Source organism: Micromonospora sp. NPDC005203 (genome assembly GCF_042872705.1).
GTDB lineage: Bacteria > Actinomycetota > Actinomycetes > Mycobacteriales > Micromonosporaceae > Micromonospora.
Genome location: NZ_JBIAKV010000021.1, coordinates 19,670 through 40,807, shown reverse-complemented (window position 1 = coordinate 40,807; position 21,138 = coordinate 19,670). Strand labels below are relative to the sequence as shown.

At 70.5% G+C, this 21,138-nt stretch carries 22 protein-coding genes; 10 read left to right on the top strand and 12 right to left on the bottom strand.

The annotated features are described in order from the left end of the window. Positions 1-27: 27 nt before the first annotated feature. Positions 28-750, bottom strand: a complete 723-nt coding sequence (locus ACFYPM_RS30265; RefSeq protein WP_387204189.1) for a hypothetical protein — start codon at positions 748-750, stop codon at positions 28-30. 390 nt (positions 751-1,140) lie between these two features. On the opposite strand from ACFYPM_RS30265, the gene argS reads away from it, so the two are divergent. After that, complete coding sequence (argS, locus tag ACFYPM_RS30260; protein ID WP_387204186.1) at positions 1,141-2,859, top strand: arginine--tRNA ligase; 1,719 nt, start codon at positions 1,141-1,143, stop codon at positions 2,857-2,859. Positions 2,860-2,863: 4 nt separating this feature from the next. Here the strand turns inward: argS and ACFYPM_RS30255 are convergent, their stop codons facing one another. From ACFYPM_RS30255 to ACFYPM_RS30235, 5 genes are all read right to left on the bottom strand, one after another. Then, positions 2,864-3,205 carry a helix-turn-helix transcriptional regulator gene (locus ACFYPM_RS30255; RefSeq protein WP_204946206.1) on the bottom strand — a complete coding sequence of 114 codons (342 nt, stop codon included), beginning with the start codon at positions 3,203-3,205 and terminating at the stop codon, positions 2,864-2,866. Positions 3,206-3,430: 225 nt separating this feature from the next. Continuing rightward, entirely contained in the window at positions 3,431-4,624 is a 1,194-nt protein-coding gene (locus ACFYPM_RS30250; RefSeq protein WP_387204182.1) for an endo-1,4-beta-xylanase, read from the bottom strand. Positions 4,625-5,066: 442 nt separating this feature from the next. Further along, positions 5,067-5,258, bottom strand: coding sequence for a DUF397 domain-containing protein (locus ACFYPM_RS30245; protein WP_387204180.1), 192 nt, complete (start codon positions 5,256-5,258; stop codon positions 5,067-5,069). Beyond that, complete coding sequence (locus ACFYPM_RS30240) at positions 5,249-5,545, bottom strand: Scr1 family TA system antitoxin-like transcriptional regulator (RefSeq protein WP_387204177.1); 297 nt, start codon at positions 5,543-5,545, stop codon at positions 5,249-5,251. The genes ACFYPM_RS30245 and ACFYPM_RS30240 overlap by 10 nt, the downstream gene beginning before the upstream one ends. Then, positions 5,545-5,943: a DUF5753 domain-containing protein gene (locus tag ACFYPM_RS30235; protein ID WP_387204174.1), complete on the bottom strand. Its 399-nt coding sequence runs from the start codon at positions 5,941-5,943 to the stop codon at positions 5,545-5,547. Before ACFYPM_RS30235 ends, ACFYPM_RS30240 begins: the two co-directional genes overlap by 1 nt. Before the next feature lie 56 nt (positions 5,944-5,999). Here ACFYPM_RS30235 and ACFYPM_RS30230 point away from each other — a divergent pair, with 56 nt between their 5' ends. Then, positions 6,000-6,245, top strand: a complete 246-nt coding sequence (locus ACFYPM_RS30230) for a hypothetical protein (protein ID WP_387204171.1) — start codon at positions 6,000-6,002, stop codon at positions 6,243-6,245. An 86-nt stretch (positions 6,246-6,331) separates the two neighbouring features. Here the strand turns inward: ACFYPM_RS30230 and ACFYPM_RS30225 are convergent, their stop codons facing one another. Next, a complete protein-coding gene (locus tag ACFYPM_RS30225; RefSeq protein ID WP_387204168.1) occupies positions 6,332-7,168 on the bottom strand; it encodes a PIG-L family deacetylase in 837 nt (278 codons plus the stop codon). Between the two features lie 180 nt (positions 7,169-7,348). Here ACFYPM_RS30225 and ACFYPM_RS30220 point away from each other — a divergent pair, with 180 nt between their 5' ends. Further along, positions 7,349-8,245 (top strand): alpha/beta fold hydrolase, encoded by an 897-nt coding sequence (locus ACFYPM_RS30220; protein ID WP_387204165.1) that lies wholly within the window; start codon positions 7,349-7,351, stop codon positions 8,243-8,245. Positions 8,246-8,255: 10 nt separating this feature from the next. On the opposite strand, the gene prfH is transcribed toward ACFYPM_RS30220, so the two are convergent. Further along, on the bottom strand, positions 8,256-8,885 hold the full coding sequence (gene prfH / locus ACFYPM_RS30215) for a peptide chain release factor H (RefSeq protein ID WP_387204162.1): 630 nt from the start codon (positions 8,883-8,885) through the stop codon (positions 8,256-8,258). Beyond that, entirely contained in the window at positions 8,882-10,069 is a 1,188-nt protein-coding gene (locus ACFYPM_RS30210) for an RNA ligase RtcB family protein (RefSeq protein ID WP_387204159.1), read from the bottom strand. The genes prfH and ACFYPM_RS30210 overlap by 4 nt, the downstream gene beginning before the upstream one ends. 169 nt (positions 10,070-10,238) lie before the next feature. Between ACFYPM_RS30210 and ACFYPM_RS30205 the strand changes: the two genes are divergently transcribed. Then, positions 10,239-10,769, top strand: coding sequence for an AAA family ATPase (locus tag ACFYPM_RS30205; RefSeq protein ID WP_387204156.1), 531 nt, complete (start codon positions 10,239-10,241; stop codon positions 10,767-10,769). A gap of 262 nt (positions 10,770-11,031) precedes the next feature. Here the strand turns inward: ACFYPM_RS30205 and ACFYPM_RS30200 are convergent, their stop codons facing one another. Continuing rightward, complete coding sequence (locus ACFYPM_RS30200) at positions 11,032-12,090, bottom strand: ice-binding family protein (protein WP_387204153.1); 1,059 nt, start codon at positions 12,088-12,090, stop codon at positions 11,032-11,034. Between the two features lie 285 nt (positions 12,091-12,375). Beyond that, positions 12,376-13,029 (bottom strand): class I SAM-dependent methyltransferase, encoded by a 654-nt coding sequence (locus ACFYPM_RS30195; protein WP_387204150.1) that lies wholly within the window; start codon positions 13,027-13,029, stop codon positions 12,376-12,378. Positions 13,030-13,160: 131 nt separating this feature from the next. Between ACFYPM_RS30195 and ACFYPM_RS30190 the strand changes: the two genes are divergently transcribed. Then, positions 13,161-13,907, top strand: coding sequence for an SDR family oxidoreductase (locus ACFYPM_RS30190; protein WP_387204146.1), 747 nt, complete (start codon positions 13,161-13,163; stop codon positions 13,905-13,907). Positions 13,908-13,915: 8 nt separating this feature from the next. Here the strand turns inward: ACFYPM_RS30190 and ACFYPM_RS30185 are convergent, their stop codons facing one another. Beyond that, positions 13,916-16,144, bottom strand: coding sequence for a hypothetical protein (locus ACFYPM_RS30185; RefSeq protein ID WP_387204143.1), 2,229 nt, complete (start codon positions 16,142-16,144; stop codon positions 13,916-13,918). 351 nt (positions 16,145-16,495) lie between these two features. Between ACFYPM_RS30185 and ACFYPM_RS30180 the strand changes: the two genes are divergently transcribed. The 5 genes from ACFYPM_RS30180 to ACFYPM_RS30160 all read left to right on the top strand — a co-directional run bounded on the left by ACFYPM_RS30180 (position 16,496) and on the right by ACFYPM_RS30160 (position 20,971). Further along, a complete protein-coding gene (locus ACFYPM_RS30180) occupies positions 16,496-17,671 on the top strand; it encodes an FUSC family protein (RefSeq protein ID WP_387204140.1) in 1,176 nt (391 codons plus the stop codon). A gap of 65 nt (positions 17,672-17,736) precedes the next feature. Beyond that, positions 17,737-18,261 (top strand): hypothetical protein, encoded by a 525-nt coding sequence (locus ACFYPM_RS30175; RefSeq protein WP_387204137.1) that lies wholly within the window; start codon positions 17,737-17,739, stop codon positions 18,259-18,261. Positions 18,262-18,333: 72 nt separating this feature from the next. Continuing rightward, on the top strand, positions 18,334-19,176 hold the full coding sequence (locus ACFYPM_RS30170) for a DUF4097 domain-containing protein (RefSeq protein ID WP_387204134.1): 843 nt from the start codon (positions 18,334-18,336) through the stop codon (positions 19,174-19,176). A gap of 32 nt (positions 19,177-19,208) precedes the next feature. After that, positions 19,209-20,186, top strand: a complete 978-nt coding sequence (locus ACFYPM_RS30165; protein ID WP_387204131.1) for an ATP-binding cassette domain-containing protein — start codon at positions 19,209-19,211, stop codon at positions 20,184-20,186. Then, complete coding sequence (locus tag ACFYPM_RS30160) at positions 20,183-20,971, top strand: ABC transporter permease (RefSeq protein WP_387204128.1); 789 nt, start codon at positions 20,183-20,185, stop codon at positions 20,969-20,971. The genes ACFYPM_RS30165 and ACFYPM_RS30160 overlap by 4 nt, the downstream gene beginning before the upstream one ends. Positions 20,972-21,138: the final 167 nt, after the last annotated feature.

The window sequence follows — 21,138 nt, the reverse complement described above, 5'->3', positions numbered from 1 at the left end:
CCCCGCGCCGCGGCGCCCGTGGTGGGACTACCCCTGCCAGGCGTCGATGGTCCGCACAGCGTCACGGACGACGCGGTCCAGGATGGCGGGATTCCCGCTGGAACCCTCCCACCCCTGGTCGTTGAACACCGTCACCACCGTGTCGACGCGGGCCACCGCGATCTGGCTGGACTCGTTGCCGCCGGTGTGTTCTCCGCCGATGCTGGTCGCGGGCCAGGTCAGGTTCAGCAGCAGCGCTTCGTCGCCGACGCCGGGCAGAGCCTCGCTCTTGGCGGTCGCCCGGCTCCCGTCGTGCTGGTAGGACGGACACGCCTCCAAGGCGGTGCGGAGACGCCCCAGGTAGTCCGCAGCGCCGGTGCCGTCGAACGTGAAGATGGTCTGGTGGATCATGCCCTGTGGCGTGTTGGAGGGATTGTCGTCGGCCTCCTTGTAGGTGACGGTCATCGCGGCGCTCGCCGTTACCTGGCGGCCCCCGGTGCCAAACTCGTCGGCACACAACTTCGGCAGGGCCTGCTCGACCGGCACCGTCCGGCGCGGAGACTTCCGCAGCTCGGTCGGCAGCTCGACGAAGGCCGACGTCGGGATGGTCGTCGGGCCGCTCGCGCTCGGCGAGGGCTGGCCCGTCGGGTCCACCGCTGCCGCCGCGGATGTCGGCGCCGCACTCGACGGGGCCGAGGCGGGCGGGTCCGCGGTGGTGGTGCAGGCGGTGGCAAGTGCGATGCTGCCCAGGAGTGGGATCAGCGCAGGCACGCGTCGCATACGGGCCGGTGGTGGCGGTGTGTGTCGGCTCATGATCACCCTTCGTTGATGTCGGGGCAGTTCCCTGGGGCGCACCGTCCCAAACGACTGTCCGCTGCGCCGGACGCTGAACTAAGCGGTGGTAATCGGGATGTCGACACACCCGCCGGCCCGCTAAGCTGCCCGGATGACCAGCGTGATCGCCAAGTGCACCGGAGCGTCGTGTGACGTCCAGGTCGGTGCGCGGCGACGCCGGCGATCCGTCGCCCGCCCGCGCTGACCTGTTTCCTGCGACCGGCGGATCGAGCCGCCGGTCATGCGCTGGTCGTCCTCGGTCCGCCCGCATCTCCTGTCGTCTGAGGCCCGCCTGACAGCGCGGGTCCGAGTGAGATCGGCGTACTCATGGATCTTGAAAGATTGTTGTCCGACCGACTGGCACCGGCGTTCGCGGCGGTGGCCGGCGGACCGGTCGACCCGCTCGTGCGGCGCTCCCCGCGAGCGGATTTCCAATCCGACGCGGCGCTGGCGCTGGCCCGACGGCTCGGCCGTCCGCCGCGCGACATCGCCGCCGAGGTGCTGGCACACGCGGTGCTCGATGACGTCTGCGTGTCGGCGGAGGTCTCCGGGCCGGGGTTTCTCAACCTCACCGTCGCCGACCCGGCACTTGCCGACCTGGTCTCCGGGCTGGCCGGCGACGCCCGGCTCGGCGTGCCGGTGACGGCGGCCCCGCAGACCGTGGTTGTCGACTATTCGGCGCCGAACGTGGCAAAGGAGATGCACGTCGGGCATCTTCGCTCCACTGTCATCGGCGACGCGGCGGTACGACTGCTGGACTGGCTGGGGCACCGGGTGGTGCGGGTCAACCACCTGGGTGACTGGGGGACACCGTTCGGCATGCTGATCGAGCACCTGGTCGACCTCGGCGAGGCCGGGGCGGCGCACGAGTTGTCGATGGGTGACCTGGACGGCTTCTATCGGGCGGCGCGGGCGCAGTTCGACGCCGACGAGACGTTCCGGGACCGCTCGCGGCTGCGGGTGGTCGCCTTGCAGGGCGGCGACGAGCAGACGCTGCGGTGGTGGCGGCTGCTGGTGGCGCAGTCCGAGCGGTACTTCCTGACCGTCTACGACCTGCTCGACGTGACGTTGTCCGAGGACGACTTTCGGGGCGAGAGCGCCTACAACGATCTGCTGGCGGGGGTCGTCGACGACCTGGACCGGTTGGGCATGCTGGCGCCCAGCGGCGGGGCCGACTGCGTCTTTCCGGCCGGGTTCAGCGGCCGCGACGGCGAGCCGACGCCGCTCATCGTGCGCAAGAGCGACGGGGGGTACGGCTATCCGGCCACTGATCTGGCCGCGCTACGGCAGCGTGTCGGCGAACTGGGCGCAACCCGCTTGCTGTACGTCGTCGGGCTGCCGCAGCGGCAGCACTTCGCGATGGTGTTCGCGGTCGCCCGGGCGGCCGGTTGGCTGGGTCCGCCGGTGCGGGCCGAGCATCTGGGCTTCGGGTCGATCCTCGGCGCCGACGGGCGGATGCTGCGCAGCCGGGCTGGCGAGTCGGTGAAGCTGGTCGGCCTGCTGGAGGAGGCGGTCACCCGAGCCACCGACCTGGCCCGGCGGAGAAACCCGGAGCTGGGTGCCGAGGCCGCGGCCGAGATCGGTCGCGCGGTGGGGATCGGCGCGGTGAAGTACGCCGACCTGTCCACCGATCGGACCAAGGACTATGTCCTGGACTGGGAGCGGATGCTCGCCCTGGAGGGCAACACCGCGCCGTACCTCCAGTACGTGTACGCCCGGATCCGGTCGATGTGCAGGCGCGCCGGGACGACCGCGCGGCCGGACACGCCCATCGTGCTCACGGCTCCGGCGGAGCGGGCGCTCGCGGTCGAGCTGCTCGGCTTCGCCGCGGTGGTCGGCGAGGTGGAGCGGAGCCTCGAGTTTCATCACCTCGCCGGTTACCTGCACCGGCTCGCCACCGCGTTCAACGCGTTCTACGAGCGCTGCCCGGTGCTGCGGGCCCCGGACGAGCTGCGGGAGAGCCGGCTGCTGCTGGCCGAGTTGACGGCCCGGACGCTGCGGCAGGGGCTGCACCTGCTCGGCGTCCGTTGCCCGGAGCGGATGTGAGGGGTCAGCGGGTCTTCTTCGTGGCTCGCTTTCGGGGCGGCGTCAACAGGTCGGCGATCTGTGCGATAGCGGCGGGCACCAGGCGGTAGTAGGCCCACACCCCCCGCTTGTCGCGTTCGAGTAGGCCGGCCTCGGTGAGGATCCGCAGGTGATGACTCACCGTCGGCTGGGACAGGTTGAGCGCCCCGGTGAGGTCACTGACGGACGCCTCACCTTCGGGCGCGGACTGGATCAGGCTGAGCAGTCGCAGTCGCGCCGGATCGGCGAAGGCCTTCAGCACCCCCGCGAGTTTTTCGGCATCGGCCCGCTTGATTGGATCGCCGGTGAGCGGCGAGATCGCAGGCATGGCAGTTTTCGCAGTTCCCACGCCCACTATGGTTACACCAACACCATCAATAAGCAGGTAGAACCGGCATCAATACTCCAATGGCGTCCGTACGGCCACTCAAGGCGGCTGAACGTGAGTCGAACGTCGACGACCGTGGTGACGTATCGGCCGTGTGGGGCTCCGCCGTGCCCCACACGGCCCTACGCCGACGGACCTGCCGTCGAGTGAGCCGCGACCCGAGGGTCAGCGGCGTGGTCGGGGAGTGCTGCGCGGCTGGACGTACGGCGGTCCAGCGAGGATCAGGTCCGACTTCAGCTCCTGGTACGCCCGCTTGGGCTGGTAGTCCTCGTCGTAGATCGTGGCGAGGCCCTCCGGCGGGTCGTCGAACCAGTCCGGCACCCAGGAGTGCCTGTCGCTGAAGCCCCAGACCGTGTACGACAGGCAGCTCCGGACGGCGAGGCACGCCTTCATCAGCACGCTGGAGTTCGCCGCCGAGGCCTGCAACCGGGGGTTGATCTCGTCTGCGTTGCCGGCCTGGACACCCGCCGTCATCTGGCTGCGGACGTCGACCTCGGTGAACGCGGTGGCGACGCCGAGCCCACTGAACTTCTTGAGCGCGGCGGTCACCTGGAGGGTGTCGAAGTTGCCGTACTGGGTGCCCAGGTGACCCTGGGCGCCGACACCGTCGATCGGCACACCCTGGGCGAGTAGCCCCCTGGTCATCTCGTAGACGAACTGGGTCTTGTCGTCCGCCGGGTTGCCGGAGCCGAACGCCTCGATGTTGTAGTCGTTGTAGAACAGCAGAGCCTTGGGGTCGGCCGCCCGCGCCCAGCGGAACGCGTCGGCGATGTAGCCGGGCCCGAGGTTCTCCGCCCAGAAGCCCTTGTAGTGCAGGGTCGACGGGGTGTCCCAGGGGTCGCTGACCGCCTCGTTGACCACGTCCCACTGCCAGATCTTGCCCCGGTACCGGTTGGCGACAGTGGTGATGTGCTTGCGCAGCAGCTCACGCAGCTCCTGCTTGCTGATCGAGCCGTCGGCGACACCGCTGGTCAGCCAGCCGGGCAGTTGGTTGTGCCAGACCAGCACGTGGCCGCGGACGCTCTGCCGGTTGCGCTTGGCAAAATCGATGAGCTGGTCGGCAGCGGCCCAGTCGTAGGTGCCGCGGGTGGGCTCCAGGACCTCCCACTTCATCACGTTCTCGGCGGTGACGGAGGTGAACTCCGAGGAGGCCAGCGCGCGGTACTGCGGGTCACCGGCGTCGTTGAGGGCATCCATGTTGACCGCGGTGCCGACCTGGAGGCCGTGGCGCAGGCCGAGGGCGCCGAGGCTCTGCGCCGTGGGGTCGTACGGCCGGCTCGCGGTGGCGGGCACCGTGTTCAGCGCCGCAACGGTGAGGACGGCGACCACGCCGACGGTGGTCCACTGTCTCAGCTTCATGTGCCTTCCTTTCCAGACCTTGATCGATATGTGTCGATCAACAAGGTGCGGGTCCGGTGTTGGCGGATGGAGAGCGGGGTTGGCGATCGAGCGCCCCGGCTCGGGGCCGGGGGTCGGTAGTTCCGGCCGGTGACCGGAAACCTGCTCGAAACGTTAAGGCCGTCGATGTCTGGACGTCAACGCTGAAAACTTCCGGAAATTCGTCATATGACCTGCGGGGGCTCGCCGGAGACGCCCGCGAAACTTCCGGAGACCGGCTGTGCATGCCTATGCCAGTCGGTGCAGTCGATCTATCCGTTCGGCGGATGAGCCCACTCACCCGAACGCCAAACAGACTGTGCAGATTCGGGCACACATAGCGCTGTGCCTGGCGCGTCGTTCCGCACAACGTAAGGCGCCCGCCTCCGATATCGGGGGCGGGCGCGTCGTCGTCTGGCGTTGCTTACGACCTCTCGGCGACCTGACCAACGAAGGCCCGCCAAGACTCCGGCGCGAAGACCAGCGCCGGCCCGGCCGGATCCTTCGAGTCCCGTACGCCGACAATGCCGGGAAGGTTGTCGGCGACCTCTACGCAGGCCCCTTGATTGCTGCCGCTGCGGGTGCTCTTGTGCCAGCGTGCGCCGGTCAGGTCCATGACTTTGCCACTTCCGGTATCAGCTCGGTGGACTGTTGCAGGGTCAGCGCCGCGGCGAGGATGGCTTCCCACTGCTCACGCAGGGCCGCTACCTCGGCAGTCCGCTCGACCACCTGACCCCGGAGCCGGTTGTCGAGGTAGCCCACATCAACCAAACCCGGCAGGGTCGCGAGGACAAAGGGCCCGTCGAGGCCAGCGTACGCGCCGACCCCGCGTGGAACGACATGGATTCTCACCCGTCGCCGGTCCTGGTTGAGTTGCGCCAAGTGGAACAGTTGCTCACGCATCACAGCCGCGCCGCCGACGGGACGCCGACGGGACGCCGAAGGACGGCATCGTCCAGGACGGCGACGAGGTGCGGTGGGTCGTCACTGGTGAGGATCTGTTGCCGGGCAAGCCTTCCAGCTACCCGCGTCTCGACCTCCTCGGCGCTAACCCTGCCGTCGCTGGCGAACACGGCACGGGCGTACGCCTCGGTCTGCAAGAGACCCGGCACCCACGCGACCTCACACCATCGCAACGTGCGGGCCTGCTGCTCGAAAGTGATCCACTCACGCAGCCAGAGCGGCGCGGCGTCAAGGTCGGCGAGCCGATCGAGCAGCCGACCGAATATTCCTCCGGTCTTCAGCGCTCGATCGATGGCTATGGCGTAGTCGCCCGTCGGCGGCCGCGAACCTGCCGTCACCGGCCGATCGCCGCGCCCGCCGCTGGACTTCTCGCGTCGCCCGCGCCCATATCCCGATGCGCCCCGCGTGGCTGTGCCGCAACTGCGCCGCGCCCTGGCCGTGCAACCCGGCGCAGCTACACCTCGCGACCGAGTTCTACGGCCACTCGATCGCCCTCTCGTTCTACCTGGCGTCGAACCTGCAAGACGCGATCGACGACCTGTACGCCCTCGGCGCACGTCCCGACGTACGAGCGCTGCACCTCCGCTTCCTCGGGTGGCTGTCGATCTCCCGCCGACCCCGCCGCGCCGAGGTGCTCTGACCGCCTGCGAGCCGCCGAGCGTCGGTAGCCCTCACCGCCGTCGACATCAGCCCATCACCTACGGACCGACCAGGCCAGCCGCACAGTCAGCGCAGGCCGGCGAACAGGTCGTCCTCGGGGATCGGCGCGTCGGTGCGGTCCCGCACCCGAACGAAGGTCTCCACCCCCATCAGCTCCGTGAACCGCTCCCGACCCAGTTGCAGGAAGAAGATGTTCTCGGTCTGACTGGCGTGGGTGGCCAGGGCGTCGAACTTCTGCGCCCCGAAGCTGCTCGTGTCCACCCACGTGCTGATCTCGTCGTCGGGCAGGCCGAGCTGCGGCATCGGCTCCGGCTCCGCCCCCGGGGCCGGTGCGTCCCACTCGACGCCGAGCTCCTGCATGATCTGGCCGAACTGCTCGAACGCGGTGCGCGGCACCGTGGTCCAGTAGACCTTCGCGGGGGTGTCCGTCAGCTCCACGGCGGCCATGGTGATCCGGTGCGCCTGGATGTGGTCCGGGTGGCCGTAGAAGCCGTTCTCGTCGTACGTGACGATCACGTCGGGCTGGTACTGCCGGATCAGCTCGGCGAGGCGGTCCGCCGCCTCCGCCACCGGCGTGGTCCAGAACGCGCCGGGCTGGTCGTTCGTCGGCCAGCCCATCATGCCGGAGTCGGCGTAACCGAGGGTTTCCAGGTGGCTGACCCTCAACACCGCGCAGCTGGCCTCCAACTCGGCCTGGCGCATCGCCACGACAGCGGCGGGATCGTGCTTCGGTTCACCCGGCTTGACCCCACCCGGGCCGTCGCCGCACCGCCCGTCGGTGCAGGTCACCAGCACCGTCGTGATCCCCTCCGCGGCGTAGCGGGCAAGGATGCCACCGGTGCTCGTCGCCTCGTCGTCGGGATGGGCGTGCACCGCCATCAGGGTCAGAGGTCGCTCAGCCATACCATCACCCTACGGTCGTTTCCGCACCCGGAGTCGCGCGGGGCGACGCTGTGTGCATCCTAGCCAGTCCGGATCGGGCCGGGGCCGATCACCGGCAAACCCTGATCGGCCAGCCGGCGGGTCCCTAGATTGGGGCGTGGTCAGCACATCCGAGGGTGAGAACGCGAGGAGAGGTCCGGCATGGGGGCATCGTTCGGTGACGTGCGACAGGTCGACGCCGGGGTCCTGACCATCGGGTACGTCGATGCTGGGCCGTCCGACGGTCCCGCGGTGATCCTCCTGCACGGCTGGCCGTACGACATCCACAGCTTCGCCGACGTCGTGCCGCTGCTCACCGACGCCGGCTACCGGGTCGTCGTGCCGTACCTGCGGGGCTTCGGCACGACCCGGTTCCTCTCCGACGACACCATGCGCAACGGCGAACCGGCGGCCCTGGGACTCGACCTCATCGCCCTCATGGACGTCCTGAAGATCGACAGCGCGAAGCTGGCCGGGTTCGACTGGGGTGCGCGTACGGCCGACGTCGTGGCCGCGCTGTGGCCCGAGCGCTGCCAGGGGCTGGTCTCGGTGAGCGGCTACCTGATCGCCAGCCAGGAATCGGGTAAGGCTCCGTTGCCGCCGAAGGCGGAGTTGGCGTGGTGGTACCAGTACTACTTCGCCACCGAACGCGGGCGGGAAGGCTACGACAAGAATCGGCGCGACTTCAACAAGCTGATCTGGCAGACCGCGTCACCGAAGTGGAAGTTCGACGACGCCACCTTCGACCGCAGCGCGGCATCGTTCGACAACCCCGACCACCTCGAGGTCGTGATCCACAACTACCGGTGGCGGATGGCCCTCGCTGATGGGGAGGCGCAGTACGCCGAACTGGAGCAGCGCCTGGCCACGCAACCGAAGATCACGGTCCCCAGTATCACCATGGAGGGCGACGCCAACGGTGCGCCGCATCTGCCGCAGACCACCTACGGCAAGCAGTTCGCCGGGCAGTACGAGCACCGGACCGTCGGCGGCGGGGTCGGGCACAACCTGCCGCAGGAGGCACCCGAAGCCTTCGCGAAGGCGGTGTTGGAGGTCTGAATCGGCTGCGCTACCCCCGCTGGCGCGGGGGCGGTGGACGCTCGATCCGCACCGGGTCGCCGCGCACCAGGGCGTCGTGCACCCGCCACCGGGCGGTGGTGACGGCACTCCGGGCCGCCGCGTCGCCCTGCTCGACGCGTTGGCGCAGCAGTTGCAGGGCGATCCGGCGGTTGAGGCTGAACTGCCGCTCCTCGTCCACCACGACGACGAGGCCCGAAGGGCGGTGCGTCGCGCGGACCGCCGTGCTGGCCTTGTTGCGGTGCTGACCACCCGGACCGCCGGTACGGCAACCGACGATGTCGACGTCCGCCTCGGCGAACGGCGTCGGCGCCGCGTCGGGTGACGGCGGTTGCGCGGTGACGTACCAGTTCTTGCGGCCCGTGCTCGCCCGGTACGGACTCGGGGCCTGCCAGCACAGCGTGCCGGTCCACGAGGCTGCGAACGCTTCGGCGTCCGCGCCGGTGATCCGGATGAGCGCCGAGCGGTAGGTGCCGGGCCGATCGCCGGCTGTCACCTGAAGCTGTTCGATCGTCAGACCTTGGCGAGTGCCCGCTCCGGTCAGCCGATGCAGGAGCTGGGCCAGCGCCCAGGCGCACTCACTCGGGCCGCGCCCGGCGGACAACAGCAGGAGCACGCTCACGACCGGCCCCGTCCGTCGCGGTGACCCCGCCGCTGAGTGCGGGAGGCGGACCCGAGATCGGGCGTCTTGTAGCTGACCAGGGGAGTCGTGCTGACCACCGGGGTGGCCAGCCGGTGCTCGACGAGATCGGCGATCACCTGCTCGATGCGCTTGTACGCCGTGGGCGCCTCCTCGAACAGCAGTTGGCGGTCGCCGCACACCACCAGCGAGCCCACGGGCGTGCGACGTAGTTCCTCGACCGTGTGCTTGGCCCGGCCCCGCCGCAGGGCGTCGGCGCGCGACATCTTGCGACCGGCGCCGTGCGCCACCGAATGGTTCGCCTCCGGCCCGGCGTGGGCGGCCACCAGGTAGGAGGGCGTGCCCCGGGTGCCGGCGACCAGGACGTCGCGTCCGTCGCCCGGCGCCGCGCCCTTGCGGTGCAGGTAGACCCCGTCGGAGACCTCGACCAGGTTGTGGCACTGATCGACGATCGGCGGGGTGGGTTCGGCGCCCAACGCGTACGCGACCCGGGCCGCCAGCAGCCGCCGGTTGAGCGATCCCCAGCGCACGGCGTCGTCGTGCCTCGTCAGGTAGGCGGCCGGATCGGGAGCGGCCCCGGCGCCGTGCACCTCGGTGTGCGCCCGCAGAATCCGTTCACCCAGACCACGGGAACCGCTGTGCACGATCAGCACGAGATCGCCGGCGTCGAGCCCGAGACGACTCGCGTGGCGCACGTCGAGGACCGTGTCGACTCGGGCCAGCTCCACGAAGTGGTTGCCACGACCAACCGTCCCGAGACCGTCCAGATGACCGGCCGGAACATCACCCTGGACGACCGCCCAGGCCGGGTCGTCGGCGTCCTGATCCCGGTCCAACGCGCGGTCGAGGTCCGGAAACCGGGCGGCGAGGCGCTCCGGCACGGCACGCTTGAGCTTGATGGGGAACACGGCGATGCCGCAGCCGATGTCGGAGCCCACCAGGAACGGGTAGAGCAGCGTCGACGCCATGGCCGCACCGATGGGCGCGCCCTTGCCGGGGTGCAGATCCGGCATCGCCGCGACGTGGATCATGCCGTCGAGGGCGGCAACCTGCTGGCACTGGTCGAGTGCGGCGGACTCGATCCAGCTCGCGGGTGAGGCGAACACCGTGACGGTGGCCGGGGTGGACGGGGGTAGGGACTCCCGAGGGGAGTGGTGCTGCAACAAGGAGACTCACTTCGCACGCAGACGCGGGAACGGACGACAGCACAGCCCTCCGGGAGGTGTCACCGGGGGCGAGTGCGCGGGGTGGTTCCGTCAGTACGTCATGGACGTCACTCTCGTGCAGCCCGTCCCGTACGGCAAACGATTTTCGGTCGCGGCGTACGCTGCCGCGATGACCGCACCGCGTCGCATCCTGGTCTACGGGGTGCACGGCTCGGGCAAGTCCACTCTCGCCGAGCGCCTGGCCGAGCGCCTCGGGTTGCCGTGGTATCCGGTGGACGACCTGTTGTGGCTGCCGGGGTGGGTCGAGGTGCCGGTCGCGCAGCAGCGCGGGCGCATCGAGGAGATCTGCCGGCGGGACAGCTGGATCCTCGACGGCGCGTACCACGGATGGCGGGACGTGCCGCTGGCCCGTGCCGACCTGGTGGTGGCCCTGGACTACCCGTGGTGGCGCTCGTTCTGGTGGTTGCTTCGTCGCACCCTGCGTCGCCTGGGCACCGGCGAGGTGATCTGCAACGGAAACCGAGAATCACTGGGCAGTGTGCTGTCCCCGGACTCGATCCTGGTCTGGCACGCCGCCGCGTTCGGCCGGGAACGGCGGCGAATGCGGGCCTGGCAGGCCGACCCGGCCGGGCCGCCGGTGGTGCTGTTCGCGGGCCCGGCGGGCCTGGATGACTGGGTGGCGGGCCTGCCGACCCGGTGACGGCCACTCGACCAGGTCACCCGCTCAGCCGATCATCGTAGAGCCTCTGGGCACGTCAGCCTCGTCCAGGCCAGTGCACAATCACTGGTCTGAGCGCCGCTGGTCGTCGCGCAGCCCCGACTGACCCAGTCCCCTCGGCGTCCGGACCGGTTGACCCGGCACACCAACCGTCGGCCCACCCCGCTGGGGAGTGGGCCGCCGGTTGGTGTGCACGGTCAGTCCCGAAGGTGCCCGACCGGCAGCTCACCGGTCGGGCCTCCGATCAGGACTCGCGGGTGCGCCGCCGGGCGAGGATGAACGCGAACGCGCCCAGCACGACAAGCGCACTTCCGATGCCCGTCATGGCGGGGACCGCCCCACCGCCGGTCACCGGCAGGACGGGATGCTTGCCGCCACCGCCCGGTCGGCCAGGTGCGCCGGGCGCGCCAGGACTGCCGGGTGCGCCGGGGCTGCCGGGCGCTCCGGGGCTGCCGGGTGCGCCGGGGCCGCCGGGCGCGCCGGGGCTGCCGGGTGCGCCGGGGCTGCCGGGCGGTCCCGACGGTCCGGCAGGGCCGGTCGGTCCGGGTGGACCGGTGGGCCCGGCGCACAGTGGTGCGGTGATGACGTTGGTGTCGAGAGTGACGGCGGCGGTACGTGCCAGCGCACGACCCTGGAGGGTCGCGCCCGTGGCCATCGTGATCGCCGCCTGGGCCATGACGGTGCCCACGAATGTGGTCCCCGTGCCGATCGTCGCCGAACTGCCGATCTTCCAGAACACGTTGCAGGCCGAAGCGCCGTTGATCAGGACGACGCTGCTGTTCGACGCCGTCGTCAGCGAGGAGTCGACCTGGAAGATGAACACGGCCGCCGGGTCGCCCTGGCCGTTGAGCGTCAACGCCCCGGTCAGCTGTGCGGCCCCGATTCGGTAGACACCTGCGTTGAGCGTGTTGCCGCCGAGCTCCGCGGGCAGGTTGGTGAACGGTGTCCGCCCGGCGGCGTCGTTGAAGGCGATGGTCAGGTCACTCTGGGCTTGGAGAGCGACCGCGTCACCGAGGTGGACCTCACCGCCGATGGTTGCCGTGCCGAAGCCTGCTGCGGTGTTTCCCGGGAATCGTCCAAGGCTCTGACCCAGAAAGCTCGGGCCGGTGTTTGTCGGCTCGGCTCCGGCGAGGACGGAGAAGTTGCCCGCTGTTCCCAGGCCTACCGGTGCATCGGCGGCACTGGCCGGCGTCGAGCCGAGCAGCAGGAGGGTCGCGGCCACGGCGACGGCGGCTGCCGCGGACGCCGCGAGCGCGGGCAGCAGCCGTCGGCGAAGACGATGATGATTAGGCTTTGCTGTCACAGAACACCCTCCGTGGGTACTACTTCGCAGGAGGGCCAGGTGGGGCCACGGCCTGCGTGAATACGGCCTGGTTGGCACTGAGAAAGTGCGGTCACCACCACATCACGTCAGGGCCACGCATGCGTACAGAACGGCATATTAGGAACAGGCGGAACGGTGCTACTCATTCGCATTCACGTTGACCTCAACCGCGTGACCGGCCAGCTGCCGCATGCGCCCGACGTCGCCTGAGGACGAATGGCGTCGGATCGATAGCCGTCTTCGTCAGCAGTCCGGCGGTCGTTCTCAGGGCTGATGCGTTACGGCGGGCCGGATCGCCCGGCCGTGCACGCAGGGTGAGGATGGGCTGTTGCTGGTGGCCGGGAAGCGGAACCGACGCAGCTCCTCGATCACGAACCCTTCGGCACCGATGGCGGCGACGGTGTCGCGGTTGGTGTGGCAGCCGGCGAACAACGTGGGCCACAGTGTCGCGTCGAGCAGGCGTTGGGTCCGGTGCAGGCGGCTGCCCTGCCCGGCGGCGACGTGTTCGAAGAAGCGCAACTGGCCGCCGGGCCGCAGCACCCTGCTGACCTCCGCGAGCGCGCTCGCCTGATTTGGCACGGTGCACAACACGAGCGCGACGACGGCCGCGTCGAACTCGCCGTCACCTGCCGGCAGGGCGTCCGCCAGACCGTCGACGACGGTGACCGGCACCGGCGCGCTCGGTGCCGTCCGCTCGGCGGCGGCGCGCAGTCGACGTTCCGGCTCGACCGCGACCACCTCGGTCACCGCGGGTGGATAGTGGGCGAACATCCTGCCGTTGCCCGCGCCGATCTCGATCACCCGGCCGGACAGGCCAGCGACCAGGTCCCGTCGGAACTCCGCCGTGCCGGCGCGGTCCATGGCGACGCTGAGCCTCTCGTACACCCGCGCGAACACCGGATGGGACACCACGGCCACGTCAGACCTCCAGGGGAACCGGCTGATTCTCGTCGCACTGTTCTTAAGCGATTGTCCTGCATCGGTGCACGGTTTCCGTCTTACTGGTGGGCAGCGGTTGCAGACCCAGCACAGACAGGACGTGTTCGACCATGAAGATCGTCGTCATCGGTGGCAGCGGCCTCATCGGCTCCAAGCTCGTGGACAATCTCGGTGCCCAGGGGCACGAAGCGGTGCCGGCGTCACCCAAGACCGGCGTCAACACACTGACCGGCGAGGGAGTGGCCGAGGCACTCGCCGGTGCCGATGTCGTGGTCGACGTGTCGAATTCGCCGTCGTTCGAGGCCGCCGCCGTGCTGGAGTTCTTCGAGACGTCCACCCGCAATCTCCTCGCCGCAGCGGCGGCGGCCGGGGTGGGCCACTACGCGGCGCTCTCGATCGTGGGGTGCGACCGGATCCCGGACAGCGGGTACATGCGGGCGAAGGTCGCCCAGGAGAAGCTCATCGTCGCGGCCGGGATCCCGTACTCCGTGGTGCACGCCACGCAGTTCTTCGAATTTCTCCAGGGGATCATCGACGCCGCCACGGACGGCGACACCGTGCACCTCGCGCCGGTCCTCATCCAACCGATGGCGGCGGACGACGTCGCGGCCGCGGTGGCCGGGGTCGTGGTCGACGCGCCGACAAACGCGGTGGTCGAGATCGCTGGCCCGGAGCAGTTCCGCCTCGACGAACTGGGCCGATCCATTCTCGCGTCCCAGCAGGATCGCCGGTCGGTGGTGGCCGACCCGGGTGCCCGGTACTTCGGTGCCACGCTCGGCGAACGCTCGCTGGTCCCCGGCGACGGCGTCCGCATCGCCGCCACCAGCCTCGACGACTGGCGTACCCGGGCCGGGTGACCCGGCCGCTACCCGGCCGCGACGGGTGGGTCCGCCCGTCCACCGAGACGCCGCACCAACTCCCGCACCGCAGCGGTGAACGACTCGTCCGCCTCGTCCGGCCAGTGGCCGTGGATCGGAGGGGGAACGCTGTCGCTGGCCGGCGTCACCACGTCCCGGGGATCGCGTTGTCGACGATCAACGTGGTCTGCCGGGTCGCTTCCCGCAGCCGCCCGGGGTGACCGGTGGGGGGAGAAGACCCAGCCGCCGATCGGGTCGGTGTCGCGCCACAGGTTCACCCACCGCCAACCGACCCGGTGGCCGATGTCGTGCAGTGCCGCATCGTCGATGTAGGCGGGGAAGAGTCGCGCGTAGAGGCGACGCAGCGGTGACCCGTGGGTGAGCAGGGCGACCCGGCTGCCGACCTCCGGCGGCAGTTGAAGCACCGTCGCGGCGAGCAGCACCGAGCCGTGGCTGTGCCCGGTGAGCAGCACGGCATGGCCGCTCTCGACGAGGTACGTGATCCGGCGGGTCAGCTCCGGCACGGCGCGTTCGGCGTAGCAGGGCGGTGCGAAGGGGTGGGCGGCTCGGGGCCAGAACGTGCCGAGATCCCAGAGCACGCCGACGTGCCGCCGGAACGGGATGGTCCGGTAGGCGAAGACGCTGCCGACGATCAGGCCGAGGATGATCGCGGCGATCAGCCAACTGCCGAACGCGATGGCGAAGGTGACCACGTCCGCGGGCAACCCGATGTTTCCCTCGACGGCGTCGCTCGGGAACTGTCCCAGCAGACCGATTGTGGTGTTGGCCGTGGCGAGGCCGGCGAGGCAGCCGAAGAGCACCGCCAGCGGCACCAGCTTCTCGGTGAACCGGGCCCGGGCTATCGCGTCGCGGACCTGCCGCAGTCGGGTCCTGGCCTCCGGCGGCGGGTCCGGGTAGTCGTGGGCGACGATCGCCGCGGCGTCGCGACGCCGGCCCCGGCGGGAGATCACGACGACCAGACCGGCGACGACCAGCGTGACCACGATCGCGCGCAGGAAGCCGAAGATCACCCACGTGTACGCGCGGGGTGGACCGGCGGCGATGCCCGCACCGGTTGGCGTGTCCCGGTCGAGGAAGTCCGCCGCCCGGTAGACCACCTCGGCGGAGTACGCCACCGCCACGCTGATCCCGGCGGCCGCGATCGCGAGCCCACCCATCCCGAACAGCGGCGTCGCACCTCGCTGCCGGTCCCGGCGCCGGAGCAGCACCACGGCCAGTGCGGCCAGCAGGGTGGTCTGTGCGAGGAACAGCCCGGCCAGGGTCAGGTCGTAGCCGGGCAGCTCGCGGCGTCCGTCCCACGACTGCGGACTGGCCAGCACGTAGACCAACACGAGGACGGTCAGGACGATGGCGCTGGACCGTAGCGCGTGGGTGATCCCGTCGAGGAACCGATCCCTCGCGGCCCGGTCGATCAGCGGGGGAGTGCAGAGCGATCCCACGCAGGCGGCCAGGACCGCCACGGTGGCCACCGTCAACGCGACGCCGATGGCGCTGGCACCGCTGGCGACCCGGGCCAGGAGCAGGGTGAGGTCCAGCGTCGCGAACGCGGCGGCGACGTGGATCGAGCGCAGCCGCCCGACCAGCGGCTCGGCGTCCCACTGACCGACCGCGCCGAGCCGATGCCCGGAGACCTGCTCGGGTGCGCGAAACGCCTCGAACGTCCGCCCCGGCCGGTTGCTGATCCGCCAGATCAGGCCGATCGCGGTGGCCGGGACCAGCGCGAGCACCGCCAGTCGCACCCCGACCGACCGGCCGCTCAACCAGGACAGCCAGCTGCGTCCGGCGAGGCAGTTCGCCGAGTTCAGACACTTCCAGCCGACGAGATCCAGGGCGACGCCAGCGATGGCGAGCACGTAGAGCACGGTGAGCGTGAGCGCCAGCAACCGGCACAGCGACCGGACCGTCGCCTCGGAACCGGAGTTCGCGGGGCGCATCCAGATCGCCACGTTGACAAGCATGAACGGCAGCAGGAAGACCAACCCCAGTGCGCGGACCACGGTCCCGGAGGGCAGATCACCCCAGCGGTACGCCTCAAGCGTCACCCCGTGCGCGCCGGTGGTGTCCGAGTACCGGGGGCGCGGCCGGTAGAAGCCTCCGTTGCGGTCACCCGCCACCTGCGAGACCTGCCGCAACTCCAGCACCTCTTCGGCGTTCGCCCCGGAGACGCCATGCACCCGCAGCTCCACGAAGCCGCCGGTGGTGTCTGGCCCGCTCAACCGCGCTGGTCCATTCGAATGTTCCCCCCGAGGCGTCTCGGCAGCCCCCTGGCACACGAACCACCCGAGGCCAGCTCTGCCAGCCCGCCGTGCCGGGGCCGCCACCCGGACGGCGGCAGACCGCGGTCTACCCGAACCGGACGACCTCAATCGCGGCCCGCCTGCGCCACGAGGGGGCCACGGCATTCGTCGTGGTCGACGCTCGCGCACCGTGGAACTCTCCGGCGGGCTTGCCGCCGTTCGTCCGGGTCGGCAAGGGGCGCCGTTGGACGCCGCGCACCGCACGCTCGGGCGGGGATGTCGACGTACCGGCTCGGGGATTGATCGGGTGCTGGCGGGGTAGGTGCCGCCATGGTCGCTGCCGGTCGGCACGGAGCGGACGGCCGCGCTCCGATCGTGGTCCGGCTCTGGGACCGCGCGACGGCCACGCTGCGCGACCGGATGCGTCGGGTACGGGCCTTCGCCGGGCTCGCTGTGCAGGCCGGTCTGGCCGCGGCGCTGGCGTGGTTCGTGGCGCACGAACTGTTGCACGTGTCGCAGCCGATCTTCGCACCGATCTCTGCGGTCTCGACTCTCGCCGCGTCCGTCGGCCAACGGCTCCGCCGTACCGTCGAGCTGATCATCGGTGTCGCCGTGGGGGTGCTGATCGGCGATCTGCTGCTCCTGCTGATCGGCACCGGGTGGTGGCAACTCGTTTTGATCGTCGTGCTCGCGATCGTGGTCGCGTTGTTCCTCGTGGGTAGTGCGGCGGTGGTGGTCCAGGCCGGAGCGACGGCGGTGCTGATCGCCACGCTCAGTCCGTCCATCCGTGATCTGGAGATCCCTCGGTTCGTGGACGCGCTCGTCGGGGGCGGTCTGGCGCTGCTGATCACCACCGTGCTGCTGCCGCTGAACCCGCTGCGGGTGCTCAACCGGGCCGCGCGGCCGGCGTTGGATCTCCTCTTCACCCAACTCGACGCGACCGCCGGCGCCCTGGCCGAGCGAAACGCTGATCGGGCCCGCACCGCCCGGAGCGAACTGCGGCAGAACAAGGGCCGGTTGCAGGCGTTCGTCGAGGCGACCCAGGGCGCCCGGGAGGCCAGCGTCCTGTCGCCGGTGCACTGGCGACAGCGGCACGGTCCGGTGGGCCGGTACGCCCAGGCGGCAGAGCCGATCGATCGGGCGATGCGCAACAGCGGGACCCTGATCCGCCGGTCGGTGACGCTGATCGAGGACGGTGAACCGGTCCCGGACGCGCTGCCGAGGGCGGTGGCCGATCTCGCCGAGGCCGTCCGCTTGCTCAAGCGGCAGTTCGCCGCCGCGGTCGAGCCGAACCGGGCACGTGAGCAGGCCCTGCGGGCGGTCCGGACGGCCGGTGAGGCCTATCGGGAGGGGGTCGGCTTCTCTGGGGCGGTGGTGGTGGCGCAGGTCCGGACGACCGTCAGCGACCTGCTGGTGGCCTCCGGGCTGACTCAGGCAGAGGCGAATCACCTGGTCCGGGGCACGTTCGGCGAGCTGGAAGCACCCGGCGTGCTGCGGCGGGACTGATCGGTCGGCACCATTGTGAGCCACGCCTGTTGCATTCTGAGCCAAAGTGGTGCCATGATGGTGCCATGGAGCTCAGGTCATACGTCGAGAACCTGCGAGACGAGTTCGCCATCGCTGCGGAGGGGGTCGACCCCGAGGCCCGGATGCTGGCCGAGCGGCTCTTCGCCCAGCTGGAGGCGGCGACCCGTCTCACGTTGCTCGAGGCCCTGTCCGACGCCGCCGACGAGATCACCCGCGATCTCGCGCCGGGTTCGGTGCACGTCCGGTTGCGCGGGCGCGAGCCGGACTTCGTGGTGACGCCGGCCAGCCCGCTCGTCGACGAGGTGAGTGAGGCCAGCGGCCCGCCGCCGCTCGCCACGCCAGCCCCCGCGCCGGAGGGGGAGGACGGTGGCACCTCGCGGATCAACCTCCGACTCCCCGACCACCTCAAGGCAAGCGTCGAGGAGGCCGCCGGGCGGGCCGGGCTCTCGGTCAACGCCTGGCTGGTGCGCGCCGTCGCCGGTGCCGTCAGCGCCGGCGAGACGGAGCGTCGCCCGCCCCGCCGGGTGGAGCCACGCTCCGGCCAGCACATCACCGGCTGGGCCCGCTGACTCTCCGTACCCCCTTGTTTTCCCGCCGCTGACCAGCGGCGACAGTCGCCGACCACCTTCCGGGAGACCACCATGCCAATTTTCGACACACCAGAACCCATCGCCGTCCGGGTCGAGCTGCCCGTGGGAGACGTCTGGATCAAGGCGACCGACCGCACCGACACCGTGGTGACGGTGCGGCCCCGCGACCCGTCGAGCAAGGCCGACGTGAGCGCCGCCGAACAGACCACGGTTGAGTACGCCGCAGGACAACTGTTGATCAGGGTGTCGAAGGGTTGGCGCCGCTACGGCTTCGGTTCCGGGCCGTCGGTCGACGTCCTGATCGAGCTGCCGGCCGGGTCGCGAGTGCACGGCGAGTCGTCCTGGGCGGCGTTCCGCTGCGAGGGTCGGCTGGGCGAGTGCCGGATCAAGACCGGGAGCGGGATCCGGCTCGACGAGACCGGGCCGTTGGACATCGACAGCAGCCACGGCGAGGTCGCGGTGGAGCGGGTCACGGGCTCGGCCCGGGTGAAGGTCTCCTCCGGCAAGGTCCGCATCGGGGCGGTCGACGGATCCGCCGAGATCAAGAACTCCTCCGGTGACTGCTGGATCGGCCGCAGTGGCGGCGACGTCCGGGTCAACACCGCGTACGGCGACATCACCCTCGACGCGCCGTTGGCCTCGGTGACGGCCCGCACCGCCTACGGCAACGTCCGGCTGGGTGAGGTCGTCCGGGGGGCGATCGAGCTGAACACCTCCTACGGAGCGATCGAGGTCGGCATCCGGCGTGGGACCGCCGCCTGGCTCGACGTCAGTTCCAAGCACGGTCGCGTCCACAACGCCCTGGAGACGACCGACGGCCCGGCGCAGACCGACGAGACGGTCGAGGTCCGGGCGAACACCTCCTACGGCGACATCATGATCCGCCGCGCCTGACCCGCCGCACCGCGACCACAAAAGAGGAGACCATGACCAGCTCCACGAAGCCCGCAATCGTCGCCACCGACCTGCGGAAGTCCTACGGTGACAAGGTCGTGCTGGACGGCATCGACCTGATGATCAGCGAGGGAACGATCTTCGCGCTGCTCGGCCCCAACGGCGCCGGCAAGACCACCACTGTGCAGATCCTCTCCACCCTGATCAACGCCGACGGCGGTCACGCCCGCGTCTTCGGCCACGACCTGACGCGGGAGCCCGACGCGGTACGCGAACTGATCGGCGTCACCGGCCAGTTCTCCGCCGTCGACAACCTGCTCACCGGCCGGGAGAACCTCAACCTGATGGCCGACCTGTGTCACCTGGACAAGGGTGCCGGCCGGCGACGGATCACCGAGCTGCTCGACCAGTTCGACCTGACCGAGGCGGCCGGCAAGCCGGTCTCGACGTACTCGGGGGGCATGCGGCGGAGGCTCGACCTCGCGATGACCCTGGTCGGCGCGCCCCGCGTGATCTTCCTCGACGAGCCGACCACCGGTCTCGACCCGCGCAGCCGCCGGGCCATGTGGCACATCATCCGCGCGCTCGCCGCCGAGGGCGTCACCATCCTGCTCACCACCCAGTACCTGGAGGAGGCCGACCAACTCGCCGACCGCGTCGCGTTCCTCGACCATGGCCGGCTGATCGCCGAGGGCACCCCGCGTGAACTCAAGCGGCTCATCCCGGGTGGCCACGTGGTGCTGCAGTTCGCCGACCAGGACGGGCTCGACTCGGCGGCCCGTACGTTCGCCGCCGGCAAGCGGGACGACGCGGCGCTCACCCTGCAGGTGCCGAGCGACGGCGGGGTCGGGTCGCTGCGTTCGCTTCTCGACCACCTCGACCGTGCCTCGATCAGCGTGGCCGGGCTCTCCGTGCACACCCCCGACCTCGACGACGTCTTCCTCACCCTCACCGGCCAGCCGGACTCCCGCGCCGGCCGACCCGACCAGGAAAGGGCTCCAGCGCGATGAGCACCGTCTCCCTCGCCGTGCGCGACTCGAGCACCATGCTGCGACGCAACCTCCTGCACATGCGGCGGTACCCGTCGATGACCATGCTGCTCATCGGCATCCCGATCATCATCCTGTTGCTCTTCGTCTACGTCTTCGGCGGCACGCTCGGCGCCGGCCTCGGCCCGTCCGGCGGCCGCTCCCAGTACGCCAACTACGTCACCCCCGGCATCCTGCTCATCACGGTGGTCAGCGCGGCGCAGGGCACCGCCATCTCGGTCGCGATGGACATGACCGAGGGCATCATCGCCCGGTTCCGGACGATGGCGATCTTCCGACCGTCGGTGCTCACCGGCCACGTACTGGGCAGCCTGGTGCAGACCCTGCTCAGCCTCGCAGCCGTCATCGGCGTGGCGCTGCTCGTCGGGTTCCGGCCCACGGCCAACCCGGTCGAATGGCTCGCGGCGATCGGCGTCCTCGCCATGATCACCTTTGCGCTCACCTGGCTGTCGGTGGCCCTCGGGCTGGTGAGCGAGAGTGTCGAGACGGCCAGCAACCTGCCCATGCCGCTGATCCTGCTGCCGTTCCTCGGCAGCGGCTTCGTCCCCACCGACTCCATGCCGACCCCGGTCCGGTGGTTCGCCGACTACCAGCCCTTCACGCCCGTCATGGAGACCCTTCGCGGTCTGCTGCTCGGCAGCGGGATCGGCGCCAACGGAATCATCGCGGTCGTCTGGTGCGTCGTCATCACCGTCGGCTGCTTCTTCTGGGCCAAGTCGCTGTACAACCGCAGTCGGGCCACCTGATCCCGGCGCCACCGCCCGACGTCCCGCCATCGCGACGGACAGCCGGGGGGGGGGGGCCCCCGGGGGGGGGGGCGGGGGGGCCCGGGGGGGGGGGGGGGCCCCCCGGGGGGCGCCCCCCCCCCCCGGGGGGGCCCGCCCCCGGGGGGGGGGCCCGGGGGGCCCCCCCC

Coding starts and splice junctions, on each gene's coding strand:
- argS (WP_387204186.1), top strand. CDS start 1,141: ATGGATCTTGAAAGATTGTTGTCCGACCGACTGGCACCGGCGTTCGCG.
- ACFYPM_RS30255 (WP_204946206.1), bottom strand. CDS start 3,205: ATGCCTGCGATCTCGCCGCTCACCGGCGATCCAATCAAGCGGGCCGAT.
- ACFYPM_RS30250 (WP_387204182.1), bottom strand. CDS start 4,624: ATGAAGCTGAGACAGTGGACCACCGTCGGCGTGGTCGCCGTCCTCACC.
- ACFYPM_RS30245 (WP_387204180.1), bottom strand. CDS start 5,258: ATGGACCTGACCGGCGCACGCTGGCACAAGAGCACCCGCAGCGGCAGC.
- ACFYPM_RS30240 (WP_387204177.1), bottom strand. CDS start 5,545: ATGCGTGAGCAACTGTTCCACTTGGCGCAACTCAACCAGGACCGGCGA.
- ACFYPM_RS30230 (WP_387204171.1), top strand. CDS start 6,000: ATGCGCCCCGCGTGGCTGTGCCGCAACTGCGCCGCGCCCTGGCCGTGC.
- ACFYPM_RS30225 (WP_387204168.1), bottom strand. CDS start 7,168: ATGGCTGAGCGACCTCTGACCCTGATGGCGGTGCACGCCCATCCCGAC.
- ACFYPM_RS30220 (WP_387204165.1), top strand. CDS start 7,349: ATGGGGGCATCGTTCGGTGACGTGCGACAGGTCGACGCCGGGGTCCTG.
- ACFYPM_RS30205 (WP_387204156.1), top strand. CDS start 10,239: ATGACCGCACCGCGTCGCATCCTGGTCTACGGGGTGCACGGCTCGGGC.
- ACFYPM_RS30190 (WP_387204146.1), top strand. CDS start 13,161: ATGAAGATCGTCGTCATCGGTGGCAGCGGCCTCATCGGCTCCAAGCTC.
- ACFYPM_RS30180 (WP_387204140.1), top strand. CDS start 16,496: ATGGTCGCTGCCGGTCGGCACGGAGCGGACGGCCGCGCTCCGATCGTG.
- ACFYPM_RS30175 (WP_387204137.1), top strand. CDS start 17,737: ATGGAGCTCAGGTCATACGTCGAGAACCTGCGAGACGAGTTCGCCATC.
- ACFYPM_RS30170 (WP_387204134.1), top strand. CDS start 18,334: ATGCCAATTTTCGACACACCAGAACCCATCGCCGTCCGGGTCGAGCTG.
- ACFYPM_RS30165 (WP_387204131.1), top strand. CDS start 19,209: ATGACCAGCTCCACGAAGCCCGCAATCGTCGCCACCGACCTGCGGAAG.
- ACFYPM_RS30160 (WP_387204128.1), top strand. CDS start 20,183: ATGAGCACCGTCTCCCTCGCCGTGCGCGACTCGAGCACCATGCTGCGA.